Source organism: Lysinibacillus fusiformis, assembly GCF_016925635.1.
Taxonomy (GTDB): domain Bacteria; phylum Bacillota; class Bacilli; order Bacillales_A; family Planococcaceae; genus Lysinibacillus; species Lysinibacillus fusiformis_F.
In genome coordinates this window covers 1,083,572-1,102,887 of the sequence record NZ_CP070490.1, presented here as the reverse complement: position 1 = coordinate 1,102,887, position 19,316 = coordinate 1,083,572, and the positions used below count along the sequence as shown (strand labels likewise).

Annotated in this window: 14 protein-coding genes, 3 rRNA genes and 1 riboswitch; all 17 genes read left to right on the top strand. The window is 42.5% G+C overall.

The features are described 5' to 3' along the window. Positions 1 to 244 precede the first annotated feature (244 nt). A 16S ribosomal RNA gene (locus tag JTI58_RS05540) occupies positions 245 to 1,796 on the top strand. A 182-nt stretch (positions 1,797 to 1,978) separates the two neighbouring features. Further along, positions 1,979 to 4,906, top strand: a 23S ribosomal RNA gene (locus JTI58_RS05535). Positions 4,907 to 5,017: 111 nt separating this feature from the next. Then, positions 5,018 to 5,133 (top strand): 5S ribosomal RNA (gene rrf / locus JTI58_RS05530). The 16S, 23S and 5S rRNA genes sit together here, the layout of an rRNA operon. 149 nt (positions 5,134 to 5,282) lie before the next feature. Beyond that, positions 5,283 to 5,549 (top strand): hypothetical protein, encoded by a 267-nt coding sequence (locus JTI58_RS05525; RefSeq protein ID WP_205445750.1) that lies wholly within the window; start codon positions 5,283 to 5,285, stop codon positions 5,547 to 5,549. 139 nt (positions 5,550 to 5,688) lie between these two features. Then, a complete protein-coding gene (locus tag JTI58_RS05520; RefSeq protein WP_205445749.1) occupies positions 5,689 to 5,883 on the top strand; it encodes an NETI motif-containing protein in 195 nt (64 codons plus the stop codon). 93 nt (positions 5,884 to 5,976) lie between these two features. Further along, positions 5,977 to 6,075: riboswitch (purine riboswitch) on the top strand. 212 nt (positions 6,076 to 6,287) lie between these two features. Next, a complete protein-coding gene (purE, locus tag JTI58_RS05515; protein ID WP_205445747.1) occupies positions 6,288 to 6,776 on the top strand; it encodes a 5-(carboxyamino)imidazole ribonucleotide mutase in 489 nt (162 codons plus the stop codon). After that, complete coding sequence (purK, locus tag JTI58_RS05510; RefSeq protein WP_205445745.1) at positions 6,773 to 7,897, top strand: 5-(carboxyamino)imidazole ribonucleotide synthase; 1,125 nt, start codon at positions 6,773 to 6,775, stop codon at positions 7,895 to 7,897. Before purE ends, purK begins: the two co-directional genes overlap by 4 nt. A gap of 13 nt (positions 7,898 to 7,910) precedes the next feature. Then, the gene (purB, locus tag JTI58_RS05505) at positions 7,911 to 9,206 is read left to right on the top strand and encodes an adenylosuccinate lyase (RefSeq protein ID WP_205445743.1); all 1,296 of its coding nucleotides are present in this window, start codon (positions 7,911 to 7,913) and stop codon (positions 9,204 to 9,206) included. A gap of 128 nt (positions 9,207 to 9,334) precedes the next feature. After that, positions 9,335 to 10,045: a phosphoribosylaminoimidazolesuccinocarboxamide synthase gene (gene purC, locus JTI58_RS05500; protein WP_205445742.1), complete on the top strand. Its 711-nt coding sequence runs from the start codon at positions 9,335 to 9,337 to the stop codon at positions 10,043 to 10,045. A 2-nt stretch (positions 10,046 to 10,047) separates the two neighbouring features. Next, a complete protein-coding gene (gene purS / locus JTI58_RS05495) occupies positions 10,048 to 10,296 on the top strand; it encodes a phosphoribosylformylglycinamidine synthase subunit PurS (RefSeq protein WP_012292012.1) in 249 nt (82 codons plus the stop codon). Between the two features lie 2 nt (positions 10,297 to 10,298). Then, complete coding sequence (gene purQ, locus JTI58_RS05490) at positions 10,299 to 10,982, top strand: phosphoribosylformylglycinamidine synthase subunit PurQ (RefSeq protein ID WP_205445741.1); 684 nt, start codon at positions 10,299 to 10,301, stop codon at positions 10,980 to 10,982. Then, positions 10,969 to 13,203, top strand: coding sequence for a phosphoribosylformylglycinamidine synthase subunit PurL (purL, locus tag JTI58_RS05485; RefSeq protein WP_205445739.1), 2,235 nt, complete (start codon positions 10,969 to 10,971; stop codon positions 13,201 to 13,203). The genes purQ and purL overlap by 14 nt, the downstream gene beginning before the upstream one ends. Next, positions 13,179 to 14,603: an amidophosphoribosyltransferase gene (gene purF / locus JTI58_RS05480; RefSeq protein ID WP_205445737.1), complete on the top strand. Its 1,425-nt coding sequence runs from the start codon at positions 13,179 to 13,181 to the stop codon at positions 14,601 to 14,603. The genes purL and purF overlap by 25 nt, the downstream gene beginning before the upstream one ends. A gap of 96 nt (positions 14,604 to 14,699) precedes the next feature. Further along, the gene (gene purM / locus JTI58_RS05475) at positions 14,700 to 15,755 is read left to right on the top strand and encodes a phosphoribosylformylglycinamidine cyclo-ligase (RefSeq protein WP_205445736.1); all 1,056 of its coding nucleotides are present in this window, start codon (positions 14,700 to 14,702) and stop codon (positions 15,753 to 15,755) included. Beyond that, positions 15,755 to 16,324, top strand: a complete 570-nt coding sequence (gene purN, locus JTI58_RS05470) for a phosphoribosylglycinamide formyltransferase (protein ID WP_205445734.1) — start codon at positions 15,755 to 15,757, stop codon at positions 16,322 to 16,324. The genes purM and purN overlap by 1 nt, the downstream gene beginning before the upstream one ends. Before the next feature lie 113 nt (positions 16,325 to 16,437). After that, positions 16,438 to 17,964, top strand: a complete 1,527-nt coding sequence (purH, locus tag JTI58_RS05465) for a bifunctional phosphoribosylaminoimidazolecarboxamide formyltransferase/IMP cyclohydrolase (protein ID WP_205445733.1) — start codon at positions 16,438 to 16,440, stop codon at positions 17,962 to 17,964. Positions 17,965 to 18,045: 81 nt separating this feature from the next. After that, positions 18,046 to 19,302 carry a phosphoribosylamine--glycine ligase gene (gene purD, locus JTI58_RS05460; protein ID WP_205445731.1) on the top strand — a complete coding sequence of 419 codons (1,257 nt, stop codon included), beginning with the start codon at positions 18,046 to 18,048 and terminating at the stop codon, positions 19,300 to 19,302. Positions 19,303 to 19,316 lie beyond the last annotated feature (14 nt).

Here is a 19,316-nt window from a genome sequence, read left to right as displayed (position 1 = left end):
AAACACGTTGTTACGAAACAAACGAACAACTTAAAAAATATTAACATAAACGGTTGACAGTAAGTTAACATTATGTTAAATTATAAAAAGTTACTTAGTATAACTACTAAATGAACCTTGAAAACTGAACAAGCAAAACGTAATCAATAAAGTTTTAAGTAGCTAGCTTCGGCGAGTGAACGAAACGAAAATTTTGGACATCAAAATTGATGCCAGCAAAACAATTTGAGCTAATCAAATTTCTTTTATGGAGAGTTTGATCCTGGCTCAGGACGAACGCTGGCGGCGTGCCTAATACATGCAAGTCGAGCGAACAGAGAAGGAGCTTGCTCCTTCGACGTTAGCGGCGGACGGGTGAGTAACACGTGGGCAACCTACTCTATAGTTTGGGATAACTCCGGGAAACCGGGGCTAATACCGAATAATGTGTTTCACCTCATGGTGAAACACTGAAAGACGGTTTCGGCTGTCGCTATAGGATGGGCCCGCGGCGCATTAGCTAGTTGGTGAGGTAACGGCTCACCAAGGCGACGATGCGTAGCCGACCTGAGAGGGTGATCGGCCACACTGGGACTGAGACACGGCCCAGACTCCTACGGGAGGCAGCAGTAGGGAATCTTCCACAATGGGCGAAAGCCTGATGGAGCAACGCCGCGTGAGTGAAGAAGGATTTCGGTTCGTAAAACTCTGTTGTAAGGGAAGAACAAGTACAGTAGTAACTGGCTGTACCTTGACGGTACCTTATTAGAAAGCCACGGCTAACTACGTGCCAGCAGCCGCGGTAATACGTAGGTGGCAAGCGTTGTCCGGAATTATTGGGCGTAAAGCGCGCGCAGGTGGTTTCTTAAGTCTGATGTGAAAGCCCACGGCTCAACCGTGGAGGGTCATTGGAAACTGGGAGACTTGAGTGCAGAAGAGGATAGTGGAATTCCAAGTGTAGCGGTGAAATGCGTAGAGATTTGGAGGAACACCAGTGGCGAAGGCGACTATCTGGTCTGTAACTGACACTGAGGCGCGAAAGCGTGGGGAGCAAACAGGATTAGATACCCTGGTAGTCCACGCCGTAAACGATGAGTGCTAAGTGTTAGGGGGTTTCCGCCCCTTAGTGCTGCAGCTAACGCATTAAGCACTCCGCCTGGGGAGTACGGTCGCAAGACTGAAACTCAAAGGAATTGACGGGGGCCCGCACAAGCGGTGGAGCATGTGGTTTAATTCGAAGCAACGCGAAGAACCTTACCAGGTCTTGACATCCCGTTGACCACTGTAGAGATATGGTTTCCCCTTCGGGGGCAACGGTGACAGGTGGTGCATGGTTGTCGTCAGCTCGTGTCGTGAGATGTTGGGTTAAGTCCCGCAACGAGCGCAACCCTTGATCTTAGTTGCCATCATTTAGTTGGGCACTCTAAGGTGACTGCCGGTGACAAACCGGAGGAAGGTGGGGATGACGTCAAATCATCATGCCCCTTATGACCTGGGCTACACACGTGCTACAATGGACGATACAAACGGTTGCCAACTCGCGAGAGGGAGCTAATCCGATAAAGTCGTTCTCAGTTCGGATTGTAGGCTGCAACTCGCCTACATGAAGCCGGAATCGCTAGTAATCGCGGATCAGCATGCCGCGGTGAATACGTTCCCGGGCCTTGTACACACCGCCCGTCACACCACGAGAGTTTGTAACACCCGAAGTCGGTGAGGTAACCTTTTGGAGCCAGCCGCCGAAGGTGGGATAGATGATTGGGGTGAAGTCGTAACAAGGTAGCCGTATCGGAAGGTGCGGCTGGATCACCTCCTTTCTAAGGATTATTTCGGAATACAAACCTTGGGTTTGTAAGATTACGTTTTGCGTTCAGTTTTGAAGGTTCATTCTTCTGAATGAAACACTTCAAAACTTGTTCTTTGAAAACTGGATAAAACGACATTGAAATTGTAACAAACACATTTATTTTTTAAGTTTTTTTTATAGGCTTAATAACTTGGTTAAGTTATTAAGGGCGCACGGCGAATGCCTTGGCACTAGGAGCCGAAGAAGGACGGCACTAACACCGATATGCTTCGGGGAGCTGTAAGTGAGCTTTGATCCGGAGATTTCCGAATGGGGGAACCCACTACGTTTAATCGCGTAGTATCTTGACGTGAATACATAGCGTCTTGAAGGCAGACCCAGGGAACTGAAACATCTAAGTACCTGGAGGAAGAGAAAGAAAAATCGATTCCCTGAGTAGCGGCGAGCGAAACGGGAAGAGCCCAAACCAAGAGGCTTGCCTCTTGGGGTTGTAGGACACTCAATACGGAGTTACAAAAGAGCGAGTTAGATGAAGCGACTTGGAAAGGTCCGCCAGAGCAGGTAAAAGCCCTGTAGTCGAAAGTTCGTTCCCTCCTGAGTGGATCCTGAGTACGGCGGAACACGTGAAATTCCGTCGGAATCCGGGAGGACCATCTCCCAAGGCTAAATACTACCTAGTGACCGATAGTGAACCAGTACCGTGAGGGAAAGGTGAAAAGCACCCCGGAAGGGGAGTGAAAGAGATCCTGAAACCGTGTGCCTACAAGTAGTTAGAGCCCGTTAATGGGTGATAGCGTGCCTTTTGTAGAATGAACCGGCGAGTTACGATTACGTGCGAGGTTAAGCTTTAGAAGGCGGAGCCGCAGCGAAAGCGAGTCTGAATAGGGCGAAGTAGTACGTGGTCGTAGACCCGAAACCAGGTGATCTACCCATGTCCAGGGTGAAGGTGAGGTAACACTTACTGGAGGCCCGAACCCACGCACGTTGAAAAGTGCGGGGATGAGGTGTGGGTAGCGGAGAAATTCCAATCGAACTTGGAGATAGCTGGTTCTCTCCGAAATAGCTTTAGGGCTAGCCTCGTGATGAGAATACTGGAGGTAGAGCACTGTTTGGACTAGGGGGCCATCCCGGTTTACCGAATTCAGACAAACTCCGAATGCCAGATATTTATACACGGGAGTCAGACTGCGAGTGATAAGATCCGTAGTCAAAAGGGAAACAGCCCAGACCACCAGCTAAGGTCCCAAAGTAATCGTTAAGTGGAAAAGGATGTGGCGTTGCACAGACAACCAGGATGTTGGCTTAGAAGCAGCCATCATTTAAAGAGTGCGTAATAGCTCACTGGTCGAGTGACGCTGCGCCGAAAATGTATCGGGGCTAAACGATTCACCGAAGCTGTGGATTGACATCTACGATGTCAGTGGTAGGAGAGCGTTCTAAGTGCGTTGAAGTCAGACCGGAAGGACTGGTGGAGCGCTTAGAAGTGAGAATGCCGGTATGAGTAGCGAAAGACGGGTGAGAATCCCGTCCACCGTATGACTAAGGTTTCCTGAGGAAGGCTCGTCCGCTCAGGGTTAGTCGGGACCTAAGCCGAGGCCGATAGGCGTAGGCGATGGACAACAGGTTGATATTCCTGTACCACCTCCTCACCGTTTGAGAAATGGGGGGACGCAGTAGGATAGGGTAAGCGCGCTGTTGGATATGCGCGTCCAAGCAGTAAGGCGTGTGTGTAGGCAAATCCGCACACTGTAACGTTGAGCTGTGATGGCGAGTCCGTATGGACGAAGTTCCTGATTTCACACTGCCAAGAAAAGCCTCTATCGAGGTGAGAGGTGCCCGTACCGCAAACCGACACAGGTAGTCGAGGAGAGAATCCTAAGGTGTGCGAGAGAACTCTCGTTAAGGAACTCGGCAAAATGACCCCGTAACTTCGGGAGAAGGGGTGCTCTTGAGCGTGCAAGCGCATGAGAGCCGCAGTGAATAGGCCCAGGCGACTGTTTAGCAAAAACACAGGTCTCTGCAAAACCGTAAGGTGACGTATAGGGGCTGACGCCTGCCCGGTGCTGGAAGGTTAAGAGGAGTGGTTAGCGCAAGCGAAGCTGCGAATTGAAGCCCCAGTAAACGGCGGCCGTAACTATAACGGTCCTAAGGTAGCGAAATTCCTTGTCGGGTAAGTTCCGACCCGCACGAAAGGCGTAACGATCTGGGCACTGTCTCAACGAGAGACTCGGTGAAATTATAGTACCTGTGAAGATGCAGGTTACCCGCGACAGGACGGAAAGACCCCGTGGAGCTTTACTGTAGCCTGATATTGAATTTTGGTACAACTTGTACAGGATAGGTAGGAGCCAGAGATCTCGGAGCGCCAGCTTCGAAGGAGGCGTCGGTGGGATACTACCCTGGTTGTATTGAAATTCTAACCCATGCCCCTTAGCGGGGCAGGAGACAGTGTCAGGCGGACAGTTTGACTGGGGCGGTCGCCTCCTAAAAGGTAACGGAGGCGCCCAAAGGTTCCCTCAGAATGGTTGGAAATCATTCGTAGAGTGTAAAGGCACAAGGGAGCTTGACTGCGAGACCTACAAGTCGAGCAGGGTCGAAAGACGGGCTTAGTGATCCGGTGGTTCCGCATGGAAGGGCCATCGCTCAACGGATAAAAGCTACCCCGGGGATAACAGGCTTATCTCCCCCAAGAGTCCACATCGACGGGGAGGTTTGGCACCTCGATGTCGGCTCATCGCATCCTGGGGCTGTAGTCGGTCCCAAGGGTTGGGCTGTTCGCCCATTAAAGCGGTACGCGAGCTGGGTTCAGAACGTCGTGAGACAGTTCGGTCCCTATCCGTCGTGGGCGTAGGAAATTTGAGAGGAGCTGTCCTTAGTACGAGAGGACCGGGATGGACACACCGCTGGTGTACCAGTTGTCTTGCCAAAGGCATCGCTGGGTAGCTATGTGTGGACGGGATAAGTGCTGAAAGCATCTAAGCATGAAGCCCCCCTCAAGATGAGATTTCCCATTACGCAAGTAAGTAAGATCCCTCAAAGACGATGAGGTAGATAGGTTCGAGGTGGAAGTGTGGTGACACATGGAGCTGACGAATACTAATCGATCGAGGACTTAACCAAAACGTTTGAAACATTCAATGCACGTTTATCCAGTTTTGAAAGAACAATTCTTTCAACAAAAAGAGAGCTTCAAGACACAGTAATACGCCGTGTATTGGAGGTCGAACATAGTCTAGTGATGATGGCAAAGAGGTCACACCCGTTCCCATACCGAACACGGAAGTTAAGCTCTTTAGCGCCGATGGTAGTTGGGGGCTTCCCCCTGTGAGAGTAGGACGTCGCTAGGCACTTTAAAAAAGCCATGGATTTATTCCATGGCTTTTTTTATTTTGTGAACTATTCATAAAATGATATAATAGACTAAATACTTCCATACAATTTATGGGCAAATTCATTAAACTAGATACATATTGGGTTTAATAATGGAGGAATCACAATGAGGCAGAACATTTTTTCTGCAATTTCGATCTTGAGTCTACTACTCACATTCTTTATGTTTGGTTATGATTCAACGAAATGGTATGGAAACTTTTTTACATTTCTCTATCATGTAAATATGTTTATGCCGTTTATCTTAGGTGGTTTAGGCATCGTCAGTGCCCTATTAGGCATCAAAGGGTATCGTATGGTTCTTGTTGTCCTTCATTTATTCCTACAGCTATTATTTTTTTGTATCTATTTAAAGGCTTTTTATGGTTCATGAGCCTTAATCAAAACTGCGGAGAGAAATCTGCAGTTTTTTCTATTTATTTAAGTTCTTACATACGTCTGTAAGCAACAAAAGGTATAATAAATTAAAAATTAGTTGTGATTTAAAATGTACTGTGGAAAGGAAGAAAAAGTTGGGAAAAAAGCAAATTTGGTATGAGGTACAAGAAAACGAGTCAATCGAGGATTGTTTGGCAAGAATGCGGAAAGACGGCTTTATGGCCATAGGACGAAAAGAAGAGCCTCTTTTTCATATAGTAGATGGCGAACCAGCTTATTTACGGCAGAAAATCCAGTTTAAAGCTATACCTGCTCAAGATATCGAATGAATTTGACTAAAAACCGAACGTTTTTTTTTACATAATAAAAAATGTTCGCATTTTTGCATTGACGATAAGACAATCCCTTGTTAAAATGTGAGAAGGAAAAACAAATAGATCCCACATATATGCTAGAGAATTGGCTCTAGTGTCTCTACCCGGCACCGTAAATGCTGGACTATGCGGGAAAGCACTTTTGGCATATGATGAGAAGGTCGCTGTACAGCTATGTACATGGAGATGTTCTTGTCCTAATAGTCCTCAAGTAAACTGCTTTCACGTGTAATGGTAGAGAGTAGTTTATTTGGGGATTTTCTTTGTAAATAGATAAGAATTGCAGTAGCTATTCAAAATAGTTGCTTGCACAATAAATAATTGATCATTTTTCTATCGTTTAAAAGGAGCGACAATTTATGAATCCGAAAATCGGTGTCATTATGGGTAGTTCAAGTGACTGGGAAACAATGAAACATGCATGTGATATTTTAGATGAATTACAAGTACCGTACGAAAAGAAAGTTGTTTCTGCACATCGTACACCTGATTTAATGTTTGAATATGCAGCGACAGCTCGCGAACGAGGCATTCAAGTAATTATTGCTGGAGCAGGTGGGGCTGCACATTTACCAGGAATGGTGGCAGCTAAAACAACATTACCTGTCATCGGTGTACCAGTTCAATCACGCGCACTTAATGGACTTGATTCACTATTATCCATCGTTCAAATGCCTGGTGGCGTACCTGTAGCAACTGTAGCAATTGGCAAAGCAGGAGCGACAAATGCAGGGTTACTTGCAGCTCAAATTTTGTCAACAACAGATACAGAACTTGCAAATAAATTAGATGCTAGACGAGAAGCAACAAAGCAGCAAGTATTAGAAAGCACAGGTGACTTAGTGTGACGAAGATTATTTATCCTGGACAAACGATAGGTATTATAGGTGGAGGACAACTTGGTCGAATGATGGCGCTTGCTGCAAAGGAGTCTGGTTTTAAAGTGGCTGTTCTTGAGCCAGCAATGGACTCGCCGTGTGGACAGGTAGCTGATATTCGTATTGTAGCTCCATATGATGATGAAGCTGCTTTAGAAGAACTTGCAGAAGTAAGTGATGTTATCACATATGAATTTGAAAATATAGATTATGAAGGCTTAAAGCGTTTATCACAAATGGCTTATGTTCCTCAAGGAGCGGAGTTGGTACGTATTACACAAAACCGTATAACAGAGAAAGAAGCTATTGTGAAAGCTGGTTGCCCAGTAGCACCATATATTGTTGCAAAAACTTATGAAGAATTAGTAGCCAATATTGATTCGATTGGTTATCCTTGTATAGTCAAAACAGCAAGAGGTGGTTATGATGGCAAGGGACAGCAACTTTTAAAATCAACTGAAGATTTACCTTTAGCGAAAGAATTATTCAAGCATTCTCAATGTATTGCAGAAGGATTTGTTCCTTTCGTAAAGGAAGTATCGGTCATTGTTCAAAGAAATGGTCATGGTGAATCGTATTGTCAGCCAGTTGGTGAGAACATTCATGTTCATCATATTCTACACGAGACAATTGTGCCTGCTCGCATAACTGAAAGCACAGCTCAAGCTGCTGAACGAGAAGCTTTAAAAATTGCAGATTACTTACATTTAATAGGAACGCTAGCGGTAGAAATGTTTGTGTTAGAAGATGGTGGCATTGTTATTAATGAATTAGCGCCAAGACCTCATAATTCTGGTCACTATTCAATTGAAGCATGTAATGTTTCACAATTCCATCAGCATATTCGTGCTGTTTGTGGATGGCCATTACGTAAGCCACAACTATGGGCACCATCCATTATGGTCAATGTATTAGGGCAGCATGTCGTGCCACTCAGTAACTCAATTGCTAAATATCCTGAATGGTCTATACATCTTTATGGGAAAGCTGAAGCTAAGGTCAACCGTAAAATGGGCCATGTAACGATTATGACAAAAGACTTAGAAGCAACACTACAACAAATCGAGAGTTCTGGCATTTGGTCAGAATAGAAGGAGATACGCGATGATTGAACGTTACACAAGACCCGAAATGGGCGCAATTTGGACAGAACAAAATAAATACCAAGCATGGCTAGAGGTTGAAATTTTAGCTTGTGAGGCATGGGCAGAGTTAGGTGATATTCCAAAAGAGGATGTTGCTAAAATTCGTGAAAATGCTTCATTTGATGTGAATCGTATATTAGAAATTGAACAAGAAACTCGTCATGACGTTGTAGCCTTTACCCGTGCTGTTTCTGAAACACTTGGTGAAGAGCGTAAATGGGTGCATTATGGTTTAACTTCTACAGACGTAGTAGATACAGCCCTTTCTTATTTAATCAAACAAGCAAATGATATTTTACGTAAAGATATCGTAAATTTCATTGATATTATTGCTGCTAAGGCAAAAGAACATAAACATACAGTTATGATGGGACGCACACATGGTGTTCATGCAGAACCAACAACTTTCGGTTTGAAACTTGGTTTATGGTATGAGGAAATGAAGCGTAACCTTGAACGTTTTGAAGCAGCTGCCAAAGTAATTGAAACAGGGAAAATGTCTGGAGCTGTTGGAACATATGCCAATATCGATCCTCGTGTTGAGCAATATGTTTGCGATAAATTAGGCCTTGCAGCATCACCGATTTCAACACAAACTTTACAGCGTGACCGCCATGCGCAGTATTTAGGTGCATTAGCTTTAATCGCTAGCTCAATTGAAAAATTTGCAACAGAAATTCGCGGGTTACAGAAATCTGAAACACGTGAAGTGGAAGAAGCTTTTGCAAAAGGTCAAAAAGGATCATCAGCAATGCCACATAAACGTAATCCAATCGGTTCGGAAAACATGGTTGGTATGTCTCGTTTAATGCGTGGATATATGGTGACAGCTTATGAAAATGTGGCTTTATGGCATGAACGTGATATTTCGCATTCATCTGCAGAGCGCGTTATTTTACCGGATGCAACAATTACTCTTAACTATATGTTAAATCGCTTCGGTAATATTGTGAAAAACTTAACAGTATTCCCTGAGAACATGAAACGTAATATGGATCGTACATTTGGTCTTATTTATTCTCAACGCATCTTACTAGCATTGATTGACAAAGGATTAGTACGTGAGGAAGCTTATGATACAGTACAACCTTTAGCAATGCAGGCTTGGGACGAGCAAGTTCAGTTCCGTGCATTAGTTGATGCAAGTGAAAAAATCACATCTTATTTAACGAAAGAAGAGTTGGATGATTGTTTTGATTACAACTACCACTTACAGCACGTTGATATGATTTTTGAACGACTAGGACTTAACTAATATTTATTTAGCCATCTTAAAATAAATGTTAGAGCCACCAGTAAAAGTTTCAGAGTTGAATCGTAGAAATACGGTTCAATTCTGAACATGATTACAAGCGTATCTCATAATATCAGGGGGAAAACGAAATGACTAAAGGTCAACTTTTGTATGAAGGTAAAGCAAAAAAATTGTTCACAACAGAGGAGCCAAATGTGCTACTTGTTGAGTACAAGGATAGTGCAACAGCATTTAATGGTGAAAAGAAAGAGGAAATTGAAGGTAAGGGCATTTTAAATAATCGCATTACTTCATTAATTTTCGAAAAATTACAAGCTAACGCAATTGCGTCACATTTCGTAAAACAATTATCAGATACACAACAACTTGTAAAAAAAGTAGAAATTATTCCGATTGAGGTTGTTGTTCGTAATATCGCTGCTGGAAGTTTAGCAAAACGTCTGGGTCTTGAAGAGGGGACACCTTTAAAACGACCAATCGTTGAATTTTATTATAAAGACGATGAATTAGGCGATCCACTTATTACGACAGAGCATATCGATGTTCTTGAACTTGCCACACCTACTGAAGTAACAGCTATTTATGATGGTGCACTAGCCGTTAACAAAGTGCTACAGCCAATCTTTGCAGATGTCAATGTGACATTGATTGATTTTAAATTAGAGTTTGGTCGTGATTTGGATGGTCATGTATTACTGGCAGATGAAATTTCACCAGATACATGCCGACTTTGGGATGCAACAACAAAGCAAAAGTTAGACAAAGATGTTTTTCGTCGAGACCTTGGTAATTTAACTGAAGTTTATACTATTATACTTTCTAGACTCGGAGGCAAATAACAATGAAAAAAGTAAAAATCTATGTAACATTACGTGAGAGCATTCTTGATCCTCAAGGCTCTGCAGTACAAGGTTCTTTAGCTAAAATGGGCTACGGTGAAGTAGAAGATTTACGTATCGGTAAATATCTTGAACTATCAATTAATGATACAGAACGTGACATTGATACGCTAGTAAAAGAAATGTGTGAAAAGGTTTTAACGAACGTTGTAATTGAAGACTACCGTTACGAAGTCGAGGAGGCTAATTAATCATGAAATTCGCAGTACTCGTATTCCCTGGGTCAAACTGTGATATCGATATGTATCATGCGATTAAAGACGAGCTAGGTGAAGAAGTAGAATATGTATGGCATACAGCAACAGATCTAAGTGGTTTTGATGGCGTATTAGTACCTGGAGGATTCTCCTATGGAGATTATCTTCGTTGTGGTGCAATGGCTAATCAATCTAACATTATGGCAGAAGTTAAGAAAGCAGCAGATGCTGGTAAACCTGTATTAGGTGTATGTAATGGCTTCCAAATCCTAACGGAAGCAGGTTTATTGCCAGGAGCTTTATTGCGCAATAAAAACTTAAAATTTATGTGCCGTACAGTGCAGCTTAAAGTTGAAAACAACAATACATCATTCACAAATCAATATGAGCAAGGTCAAATCATCAATATTCCAATCGCACATGGTGAAGGGAATTACTACTGTGATGAGGAAACTTTACAATCACTAAAAGATAATAATCAAATCGTATTCACATACTCAGGTGACAATCCAAACGGTTCTTTAGAAGATATCGCAGGGATTATAAACGAGCGCGGCAATGTATTAGGGATGATGCCACACCCAGAGCGAGCTGTTGATGCACTGGTGGGCGGCGCAGACGGTCTAGCAGTATTTAAATCAATCGTGAAGCAGTGGAGGGAAAATCATGTCAACAACTAAGTTTGAGCCAACAGCACAGCAAATTAAAGATGAAAAGCTATACGCTGGAATGGGGATGTCAGACGAAGAATTTGCAATGGTAGAAGGTATTTTAGGACGTCTACCTAACTGGACAGAGACAGGTCTTTTCTCAGTAATGTGGTCTGAGCACTGCTCTTACAAAAATTCAAAGCCAGTACTACGTAAATTCCCTACAAAAGGGCCTCAAGTTTTACAAGGACCAGGTGAAGGTGCAGGTATTGTTGATATTGGTGACGAACAAGCAGTAGTGTTTAAAATGGAATCACATAACCATCCATCTGCAATAGAACCTTATCAAGGAGCTGCAACTGGTGTGGGTGGTATTATCCGTGATGTTTTCTCAATGGGTGCACGTCCAATCGCCATGTTAAACTCATTACGCTTTGGTGAATTAAAATCAGCGCGTGGTAAATATCTATTTGAAGAAGTAGTTGCTGGTATTGCAGGGTATGGTAACTGTATCGGAATTCCTACAGTAGGTGGCGAAATTCAATTCGATCCTTGCTATGAAGGTAATCCACTTGTGAATGCTATGTGTGTCGGTTTAATCGACCATAAAGATATTCAACGTGGTATTGCGGCAGGTGTCGGTAATACAGTGATGTACGTTGGTGCGAAAACAGGGCGTGACGGAATTCATGGTGCAACATTTGCCTCTGAGGAATTAACAGAGGAGTCAGAAAACCAACGTCCAGCAGTACAAGTAGGGGACCCATTCATGGAGAAACTTTTACTTGAAGCATGTTTAGAAGTTGTAAAATCTGATGCTTTAGTTGGTATTCAAGATATGGGTGCAGCTGGTCTTACTTCTTCTTCGGCAGAAATGGCTTCAAAGGCTGGTTCTGGTGTAGAAATGAACCTAGACTTAGTGCCTCAGCGTGAGACAGGTATGACAGCGTACGAAATGATGCTATCTGAGTCTCAAGAACGTATGCTATTAGTGGTGAAAAAAGGTCGCGAAGATGAAATTAAAGCGATTTTCGATAAATATGATTTAGATGCTGTAGCAATCGGTCGAGTGACAGATGACAAAATGCTTCGTCTTTTACACAAAGGACAAGTAGTTGCAGAGGTATCTGCAGACGCGTTAGCAGAAGATGCACCTGTTTATCATAAACCATCTGCAGAGCCTGCATACTATGCTCAGTTCCAAGCAATCGAAAACACTGAACCTGTTGTGACAGATTACAAAGAAACATTAAATGCTTTATTAAAAGCACCGACGATTGCTTCTAAAGAGTGGGTATATGATCAATACGATTATCAAGTACGTACATCAACAGTTGTTAAACCAGGCTCTGATGCTGCCGTTATTCGAGTACGTGGCACAAATAAAGGGTTAGCAATGACAACAGACTGTAACTCTCGTTATATCTATTTAGATCCAGAAGTGGGTGGTGCTATCGCGGTAGCCGAAGCAGCTCGTAATATCGTGGCAACTGGTGGTACGCCACTTGCGATTACAGACTGCTTAAACTTTGGTAATCCAGAGAAACCAGAAATCTTCTGGCAAATTGAAAAATCTGCTGATGGTATTTCGGCAGCTTGTACGGCATTAAATGCTCCAGTAATCGGAGGTAACGTTTCTCTTTACAATGAACGTTCAGGCGAAGCGGTGTATCCAACACCGACAATTGGTATGGTTGGTCTTATTGAAGACTTAGCACATGTAACGACACAGGATGTAAAAGCTGCAGGAGATATTATCTTTGTTATTGGTGAGACAAAAACAGAATTTGGTGGTTCAGAGCTTCAAAAACTATTAAATAATGGTGTTATTTCAGGGAAAGCACCAACTATCGACTTAGAAGTTGAAGCGACACGTCAGCAAGCTTTATTAAAGGCGATTAAAGCAGGTCTTGTTCAATCTGCTCATGATGTAGCAGAGGGTGGTCTAGCTGTCGCGATTGCTGAAACAACATTTGGCGCAAACGGTCTTGGTGTGGATGTAACATTAACAGGCTCTGCAACAACTGCGTTATTCAGTGAGAGTCAATCTCGTTTTGTTGTCACTGTTAAAGAAGAAAATGCTGCAGCATTTGTAGAAATCATCAAAGATGCTCAAAAAATTGGTGTCGTAACAAACGATGCACTTGTGAAAATCAACGGGGACAAAGGTGTGCTTGTAGAAGGTACAGTGGAGGAATTCCGTTCTAATTGGAAAGGAGCAATCCCATGCTTGCTGAACTCAGAGGCTTAAACGAAGAATGTGGGGTGTTTGGTATTTGGGGTAACCCAAATCCAGCACACCTTAGCTATTACGGGCTTCATGCTCTTCAACACCGTGGACAAGAAGGTGCTGGAATTGTCGTTTCAGACGGACAGCATCTTCGCGCGGTGAAAGGCGAAGGACTAGTTAATGATGTTTTCAACGAAGATAAATTAAAAGCAGTGAACGGCAAAGCAGCTATTGCGCATGTTCGTTACACGACTGCTGGTGGTGGCGGTATCGAAAACGTACAGCCATTATTATTCCACTCCTCAACTGGTAGCCTTTCAATTGCCCATAACGGTAACTTAGTCAATGCGACACATTTAAAACAATATTTAGAGCGACAAGGTAGTATTTTCCATTCAAGCTCTGATACAGAAGTGTTGGCGCATCTTATTAAGAAAAGCTCGCATTCACCATTCCGTGCGAAGGTGAAAAATGCCCTATCTCTTTTAAAGGGTGCGTATTCTTTCTTAATTATGACAAAGGATGAAATGCTTGTTGCACGTGATCCACATGGTTTACGTCCATTATCTCTTGGAAAGCTAGGAGATGGCTGGGTGGTAGCTTCTGAAACTTGTGCATTTGATTTAATTGGTGCAGAATTCGTTCGTTCGGTAGAACCAGGCGAACTAATCATTATTAACGATGAGGGTGTAAAATCGGATCGTTTTGCTGACATGGAAAAACGTTCGATGTGTGCGATGGAGTATGTTTATTTAGCTCGTCCTGATTCGGATATTGATGGTATTAACGTTCATATGGCACGAAAACGTATGGGTAAACAGCTTGCTCGTGAATGTGCGCATATTGAGGCAGATGTTGTAACGGGTGTTCCCGATTCAAGTATTTCCGCAGCGATTGGTTTTGCAGAAGAAAGTGGAATTCCTTATGAATTAGGTCTTATTAAAAACCGTTATGTTGGGCGTACATTTATTCAGCCGACACAAGAGTTACGTGAACGTGGTGTAAAAATGAAACTTTCACCGGTTGTTCAAGTCGTAAAAGGAAAAAAAGTAGTAATGGTGGATGATTCCATTGTTCGTGGTACAACATCTCGTCGCATTGTCAAAATGTTAAAAGATGCTGGCGCAGCGGAAGTTCACGTTGTGATTTCTTCACCGCCAATGACAGATCCTTGTTATTATGGCATTGATACATCTACGCATGAAGAACTGATTGCTTCTAGTCATAATGTAGATGAAATTCGTGAAGTAATTGGTGCAGATTCTCTGACTTTCCTTTCTGTTGAGGGGATGGTAGAGACTATTGCACGACCGTATGAAGATGAAAACCGAGGACTATGCCTAGCATGCTTTACAGGCAAATATCCAACAGAGATTTTCCCGGATACTATCTTGCCGCATGAAAAAGAATTATTACGTTAAGAAAAACATCGCAACAAATTAGTGTTCTCTAGTAGGTTTTACAGTCATTTCTATCTAGGAAACTTAGGCGACTTGGATGATAAGGAGGAACTCTGCGTGTCAAAGGCATATGAACAAGCAGGTGTAAATATTGAAGCGGGCTATGAAGCCGTAAAACGAATGAAGTCTCATGTTGAACGTACAAACCGTCTAGGTGTAATGGGGACGTTTGGTGGCTTTGGTGGCATGTTTGACTTGTCAGAACTGAATCTTAAAGAACCTGTTCTAATTTCTGGAACAGATGGTGTTGGAACAAAACTAAAACTGGCTTTCATGGTGGACAAGCACGATACAATCGGTGTGGACTGTGTAGCAATGTGTGTAAATGATATTGTTGCACAAGGAGCAGAACCACTTTACTTTTTAGATTACGTAGCGCTTGGAAAAGCAGAGCCTGCAAAAATCGAACAAATTGTCAAAGGCGTTGCAGATGGCTGTGTGCAATCTGGTGCGGCACTAATAGGTGGCGAAACTGCAGAAATGCCTGGTCTTTATGAAGAAGATGAATATGATTTAGCTGGTTTTGCAGTTGGCGCCTGTGAAAAATCTGCCATTGTGACAGGTGAAAAAATCGTAGAAGGCGATGTACTTATTGGGATTGCTTCAAGTGGTGTACATTCAAACGGTTATTCTTTAGTGCGTAAAATTGTCTTTGCAGATCATCAATATGCGGTGGATGCGATTGTAGAAGGCTATGAAGATCTAGGACCAATCGGTGAGGCGCTTCTAGTGCCAACAAAGCTATATGCTAAACCTGTACTAGCAGCTTTAAAGGCAGCAGATGTACATGGTTGTGCACATGTTACAGGTGGAGGTTTCTATGAAAATCTACCACGCATGATGCCAGAAGGACTAGCAACGGAAATCGACTTAGGTTCTTGGCCTGTATTACGTATCTTTGAATTCTTAAAAGATAAAGGGCAGCTAGAAGATAAAGATTTATATAATGTGTTTAACATGGGTATTGGCTTTGTAATCGCTGTGCCAACAACTGAAGCTGATAAAGTAATCGCTGCAGTAGAAGCAAATGGTGAAAAGGCTTATACAATCGGACGTGTTATTAAAGGCGACGGGGTAGTATTTAATGGCTCACATGATGGGAGTTTAGTGTAATGACTGCACCAACAAAAATCGCCGTGTTCGCGTCAGGCAGCGGTAGTAATTTTCAAGCCATTCAAGAGGCCATTGAACGTGGTGAATTACATGCGAAGGTCGAACTTGTGGTCACAGATAAGCCTGGAGAATTTGTAGTAACACGTGCTGAAAACTTTGGGATTCCAGTATTAGCATTAAATCCAAAAGAGTTTACCTCGAAGGCAGCTTATGAAACAGCTATTATCGATGCTTTACATGAGTGCGATGTGAAATGGATTGTGCTTGCAGGTTATATGCGCTTAATCAGTGACGTATTATTAGCAGCCTTTCCACAACGAATTGTGAATATTCACCCCTCCTTATTGCCGGCTTTTCCTGGAAAGGACGCTATTGGACAGGCCATCAATCATGGTGTGAAAATCACAGGTGTAACAGTGCATTTTGTTGATGAAGGAATGGATACTGGACCAATTATCGCTCAGGCAGCGGTACCTGTTATTGAAGGAAATCGTGAAGCAACAGAAGCTGAAATTCACAAGCAAGAGCATCTATTATATACGAAGGCTTTACAGCAATTATTACAGTAACTGAAGAAGGAGTTAGGTCGAGAACCATACTCAACAAGTAAGACCTAACTCTATGAATCTATTGAAGCAAGTCAGTTCGTGGACAGCACGATAAAAATTAGGAGGATATTGTTGTGACAAAACGTGCATTAATCAGTGTTTCCAATAAAGATGGTATTTTAGAATTTGCAAAGGAATTAGTAGCATTAGGTTATGAAATTTTATCAACTGGCGGTACAAAAAAAATGTTACAGGACAATGCAGTAGCTGTAACAGCGGTAGATGAAGTAACGAAGTTTCCTGAAATTTTAGATGGTCGTGTAAAAACATTAAATCCAATGATTCACGGTGGTCTATTAGGAAAATTTGACGATGCGTCTCATCAAGCTCAGATGAATGAGCATGGAATTGAGCCAATTGAGATTGTTTGTGTTAATCTATATCCATTTGTTGAAACAATTTCAAAGCCTAATGTAACTTGGGATGATGCAATTGAAAACATTGATATCGGTGGTCCAACAATGTTACGTTCTGCTGCAAAAAACCATCAATATGTAACAGTAATCGTGGACAGCAATGACTATGCAACAGTATTAGAAGAACTAAAAGTAGACGGCGCAACAACGATTGAAACACGTCGTAAACTAGCTGCGAAAGTTTTCCGTCACACAGCCGCTTATGATTCTTATATCTCAAACTACCTGACTGAAGAAGAGTTCCCAGAGAGCTTAACAATGACATATGAATTAAAGCAAAATTTACGCTATGGCGAAAACCCTCATCAAAAAGCGGCTTTCTACCAAAAGCGTCTTGGCTCTGACTTTTCATTAGCCTATGCTACACAATTACATGGTAAGGAGTTATCTTACAACAATATTCAAGATGGTAATGCAGCATTGCAAATTGTGAAAGAATTTGAAATGCCAGCTGCTGTAGCAGTGAAACATATGAATCCATGTGGTGTTGGCACAGGTGTCACATTAGAGGCAGCTTTCGATAAAGCATATGAAGCTGATCCAACATCAATTTTTGGCGGTATTATCGCATTAAATATGGAAGTGGATGCAGCAACTGCAGAGAAGCTAAGCCATATTTTCCTAGAGATTATTATTGCTCCTGCTTTCTCACAAGAAGCATTAGATATTTTAACGAAAAAGAAAAATATCCGCTTACTAACAATTCCTTTCGAGCAAGCGAAACAAGATTCATTCAATGTAGTATCAGTTGAGGGAGGCCTTCTTGTACAAGAGCCAGATCGCTATGGCTTTGGCAATGCGGATATTAAAGTAGTGACAGATCGTGAACCAACAGAACAAGAATGGGAAGCATTACAACTTGGTTGGTCTGTTGTCAAACATGTGAAATCAAATGCGATTGTTGTAACAGATTCTCAAATGACACTTGGCGTTGGCGCAGGTCAAATGAATCGCGTAGGTGCTGCTAAAATCGCCTTTGAACAAGCTGGAGAAAAAGCAAAAGGTGCTGCATTAGCATCAGATGCATTTTTCCCAATGAGTGATACTGTGGAAGCTGCAGCAGCTGCAGGAATTACAGCAATTATTCAACCAGGTGGTTCGATTAAAGATCAAGATTCCATTGATAAAGCTAATGAATACGGCATTGCTATGGTATTCACAGGCGTACGTCATTTTAAACATTAATTGTTGAAGCATATAGGAAACATAACAGACCGAGATGTTGGTTCATCTCGGTCTTACTTACAAAGAGGAGGATTCTCTAAAATGAATGTATTAGTAATCGGAAGCGGCGGTCGTGAGCATGCAATCGCTAAACAATTTAGCATCTCTCCATCAGTTAACAACGTATTTGTAGCGCCAGGAAATGATGGGATGCGAGGCGAAGTAGAAGTTGTTGCTATTGATACAATGGATTTCGCAGGTCTCGCTCAATTTGCTAAGGAAAATGATATTGCATTAACATTTGTTGGCCCAGAACAGCCGCTTGCTGAAGGCATTGTCGATTTCTTTACAGCTAGAGGTTTACGTATTTTCGGCCCTACAAAGGCTGCTGCTCAAATAGAAAGCAGTAAATCCTATGCGAAAGAAATTATGAATAAATACAATATTCCTACAGCAGCACATGAAACGTTTACTGAAGCAGAAAAAGCCATAGCCTATATTAAAGAACAAGGGGCGCCTATTGTAATTAAAGCAGATGGTTTAGCGGCTGGTAAGGGCGTTGTTGTGGCAATGACAGAGGAAGAAGCAATTGAAGCTGTAGAGGATATGATTGGGAATCAACGCTTTGGTGAATCTTCTTCACGTGTTGTCATCGAGGAATTTTTAGACGGTGAAGAATTCTCCTTCATGTCCTTTGTACATAAAGGACAAATTTATCCAATGGTTATTGCACAAGACCATAAACGAGCTTATGACGGAGATAAAGGACCAAACACAGGAGGTATGGGTGCTTATTCTCCAGTACCACAAATCTCACAAGAGGTAGTCGATATTGCTTTTCAAACGATTGTAGAACCTACTGTTAAAGGGATGGAGGCAGATGGTGCTTCCTTTACAGGGATTTTATATGCAGGGTTAATTTTAACGAAAAAAGGCCCTCAAGTTATAGAATTTAATGCTCGTTTCGGTGATCCAGAAACGCAAGTCGTATTGCCACGTATGGTTTCAGATTTTGGTGCATTTATGATGGCATTAATGGATGAACAGCCTTTTGATTTACAATGGTCAGAAGAAGTAATGCTTGGTGTAGTCATTGCAGCAGAGGGTTACCCAGGAGACGTTGAAAAGGGTAAGGTATTACCGAATTTAGAGACACTTTCCACATCACATGCAGTTTTCCATGCAGGTACAAAATTAGTAGACGGCCAATTCGTTGGTAACGGTGGGCGTGTACTGTTAGTTGGTGCAAAAGCAGCTACTTTACAAGAAGCACAGGAAAAGGTTTATGAAGGTATTGCAACGGAAACATGGGATCACTTTTTCTTCCGTAAAGATATTGGCTGGCGTACATTGAAGTAATTTTTATTTTCACT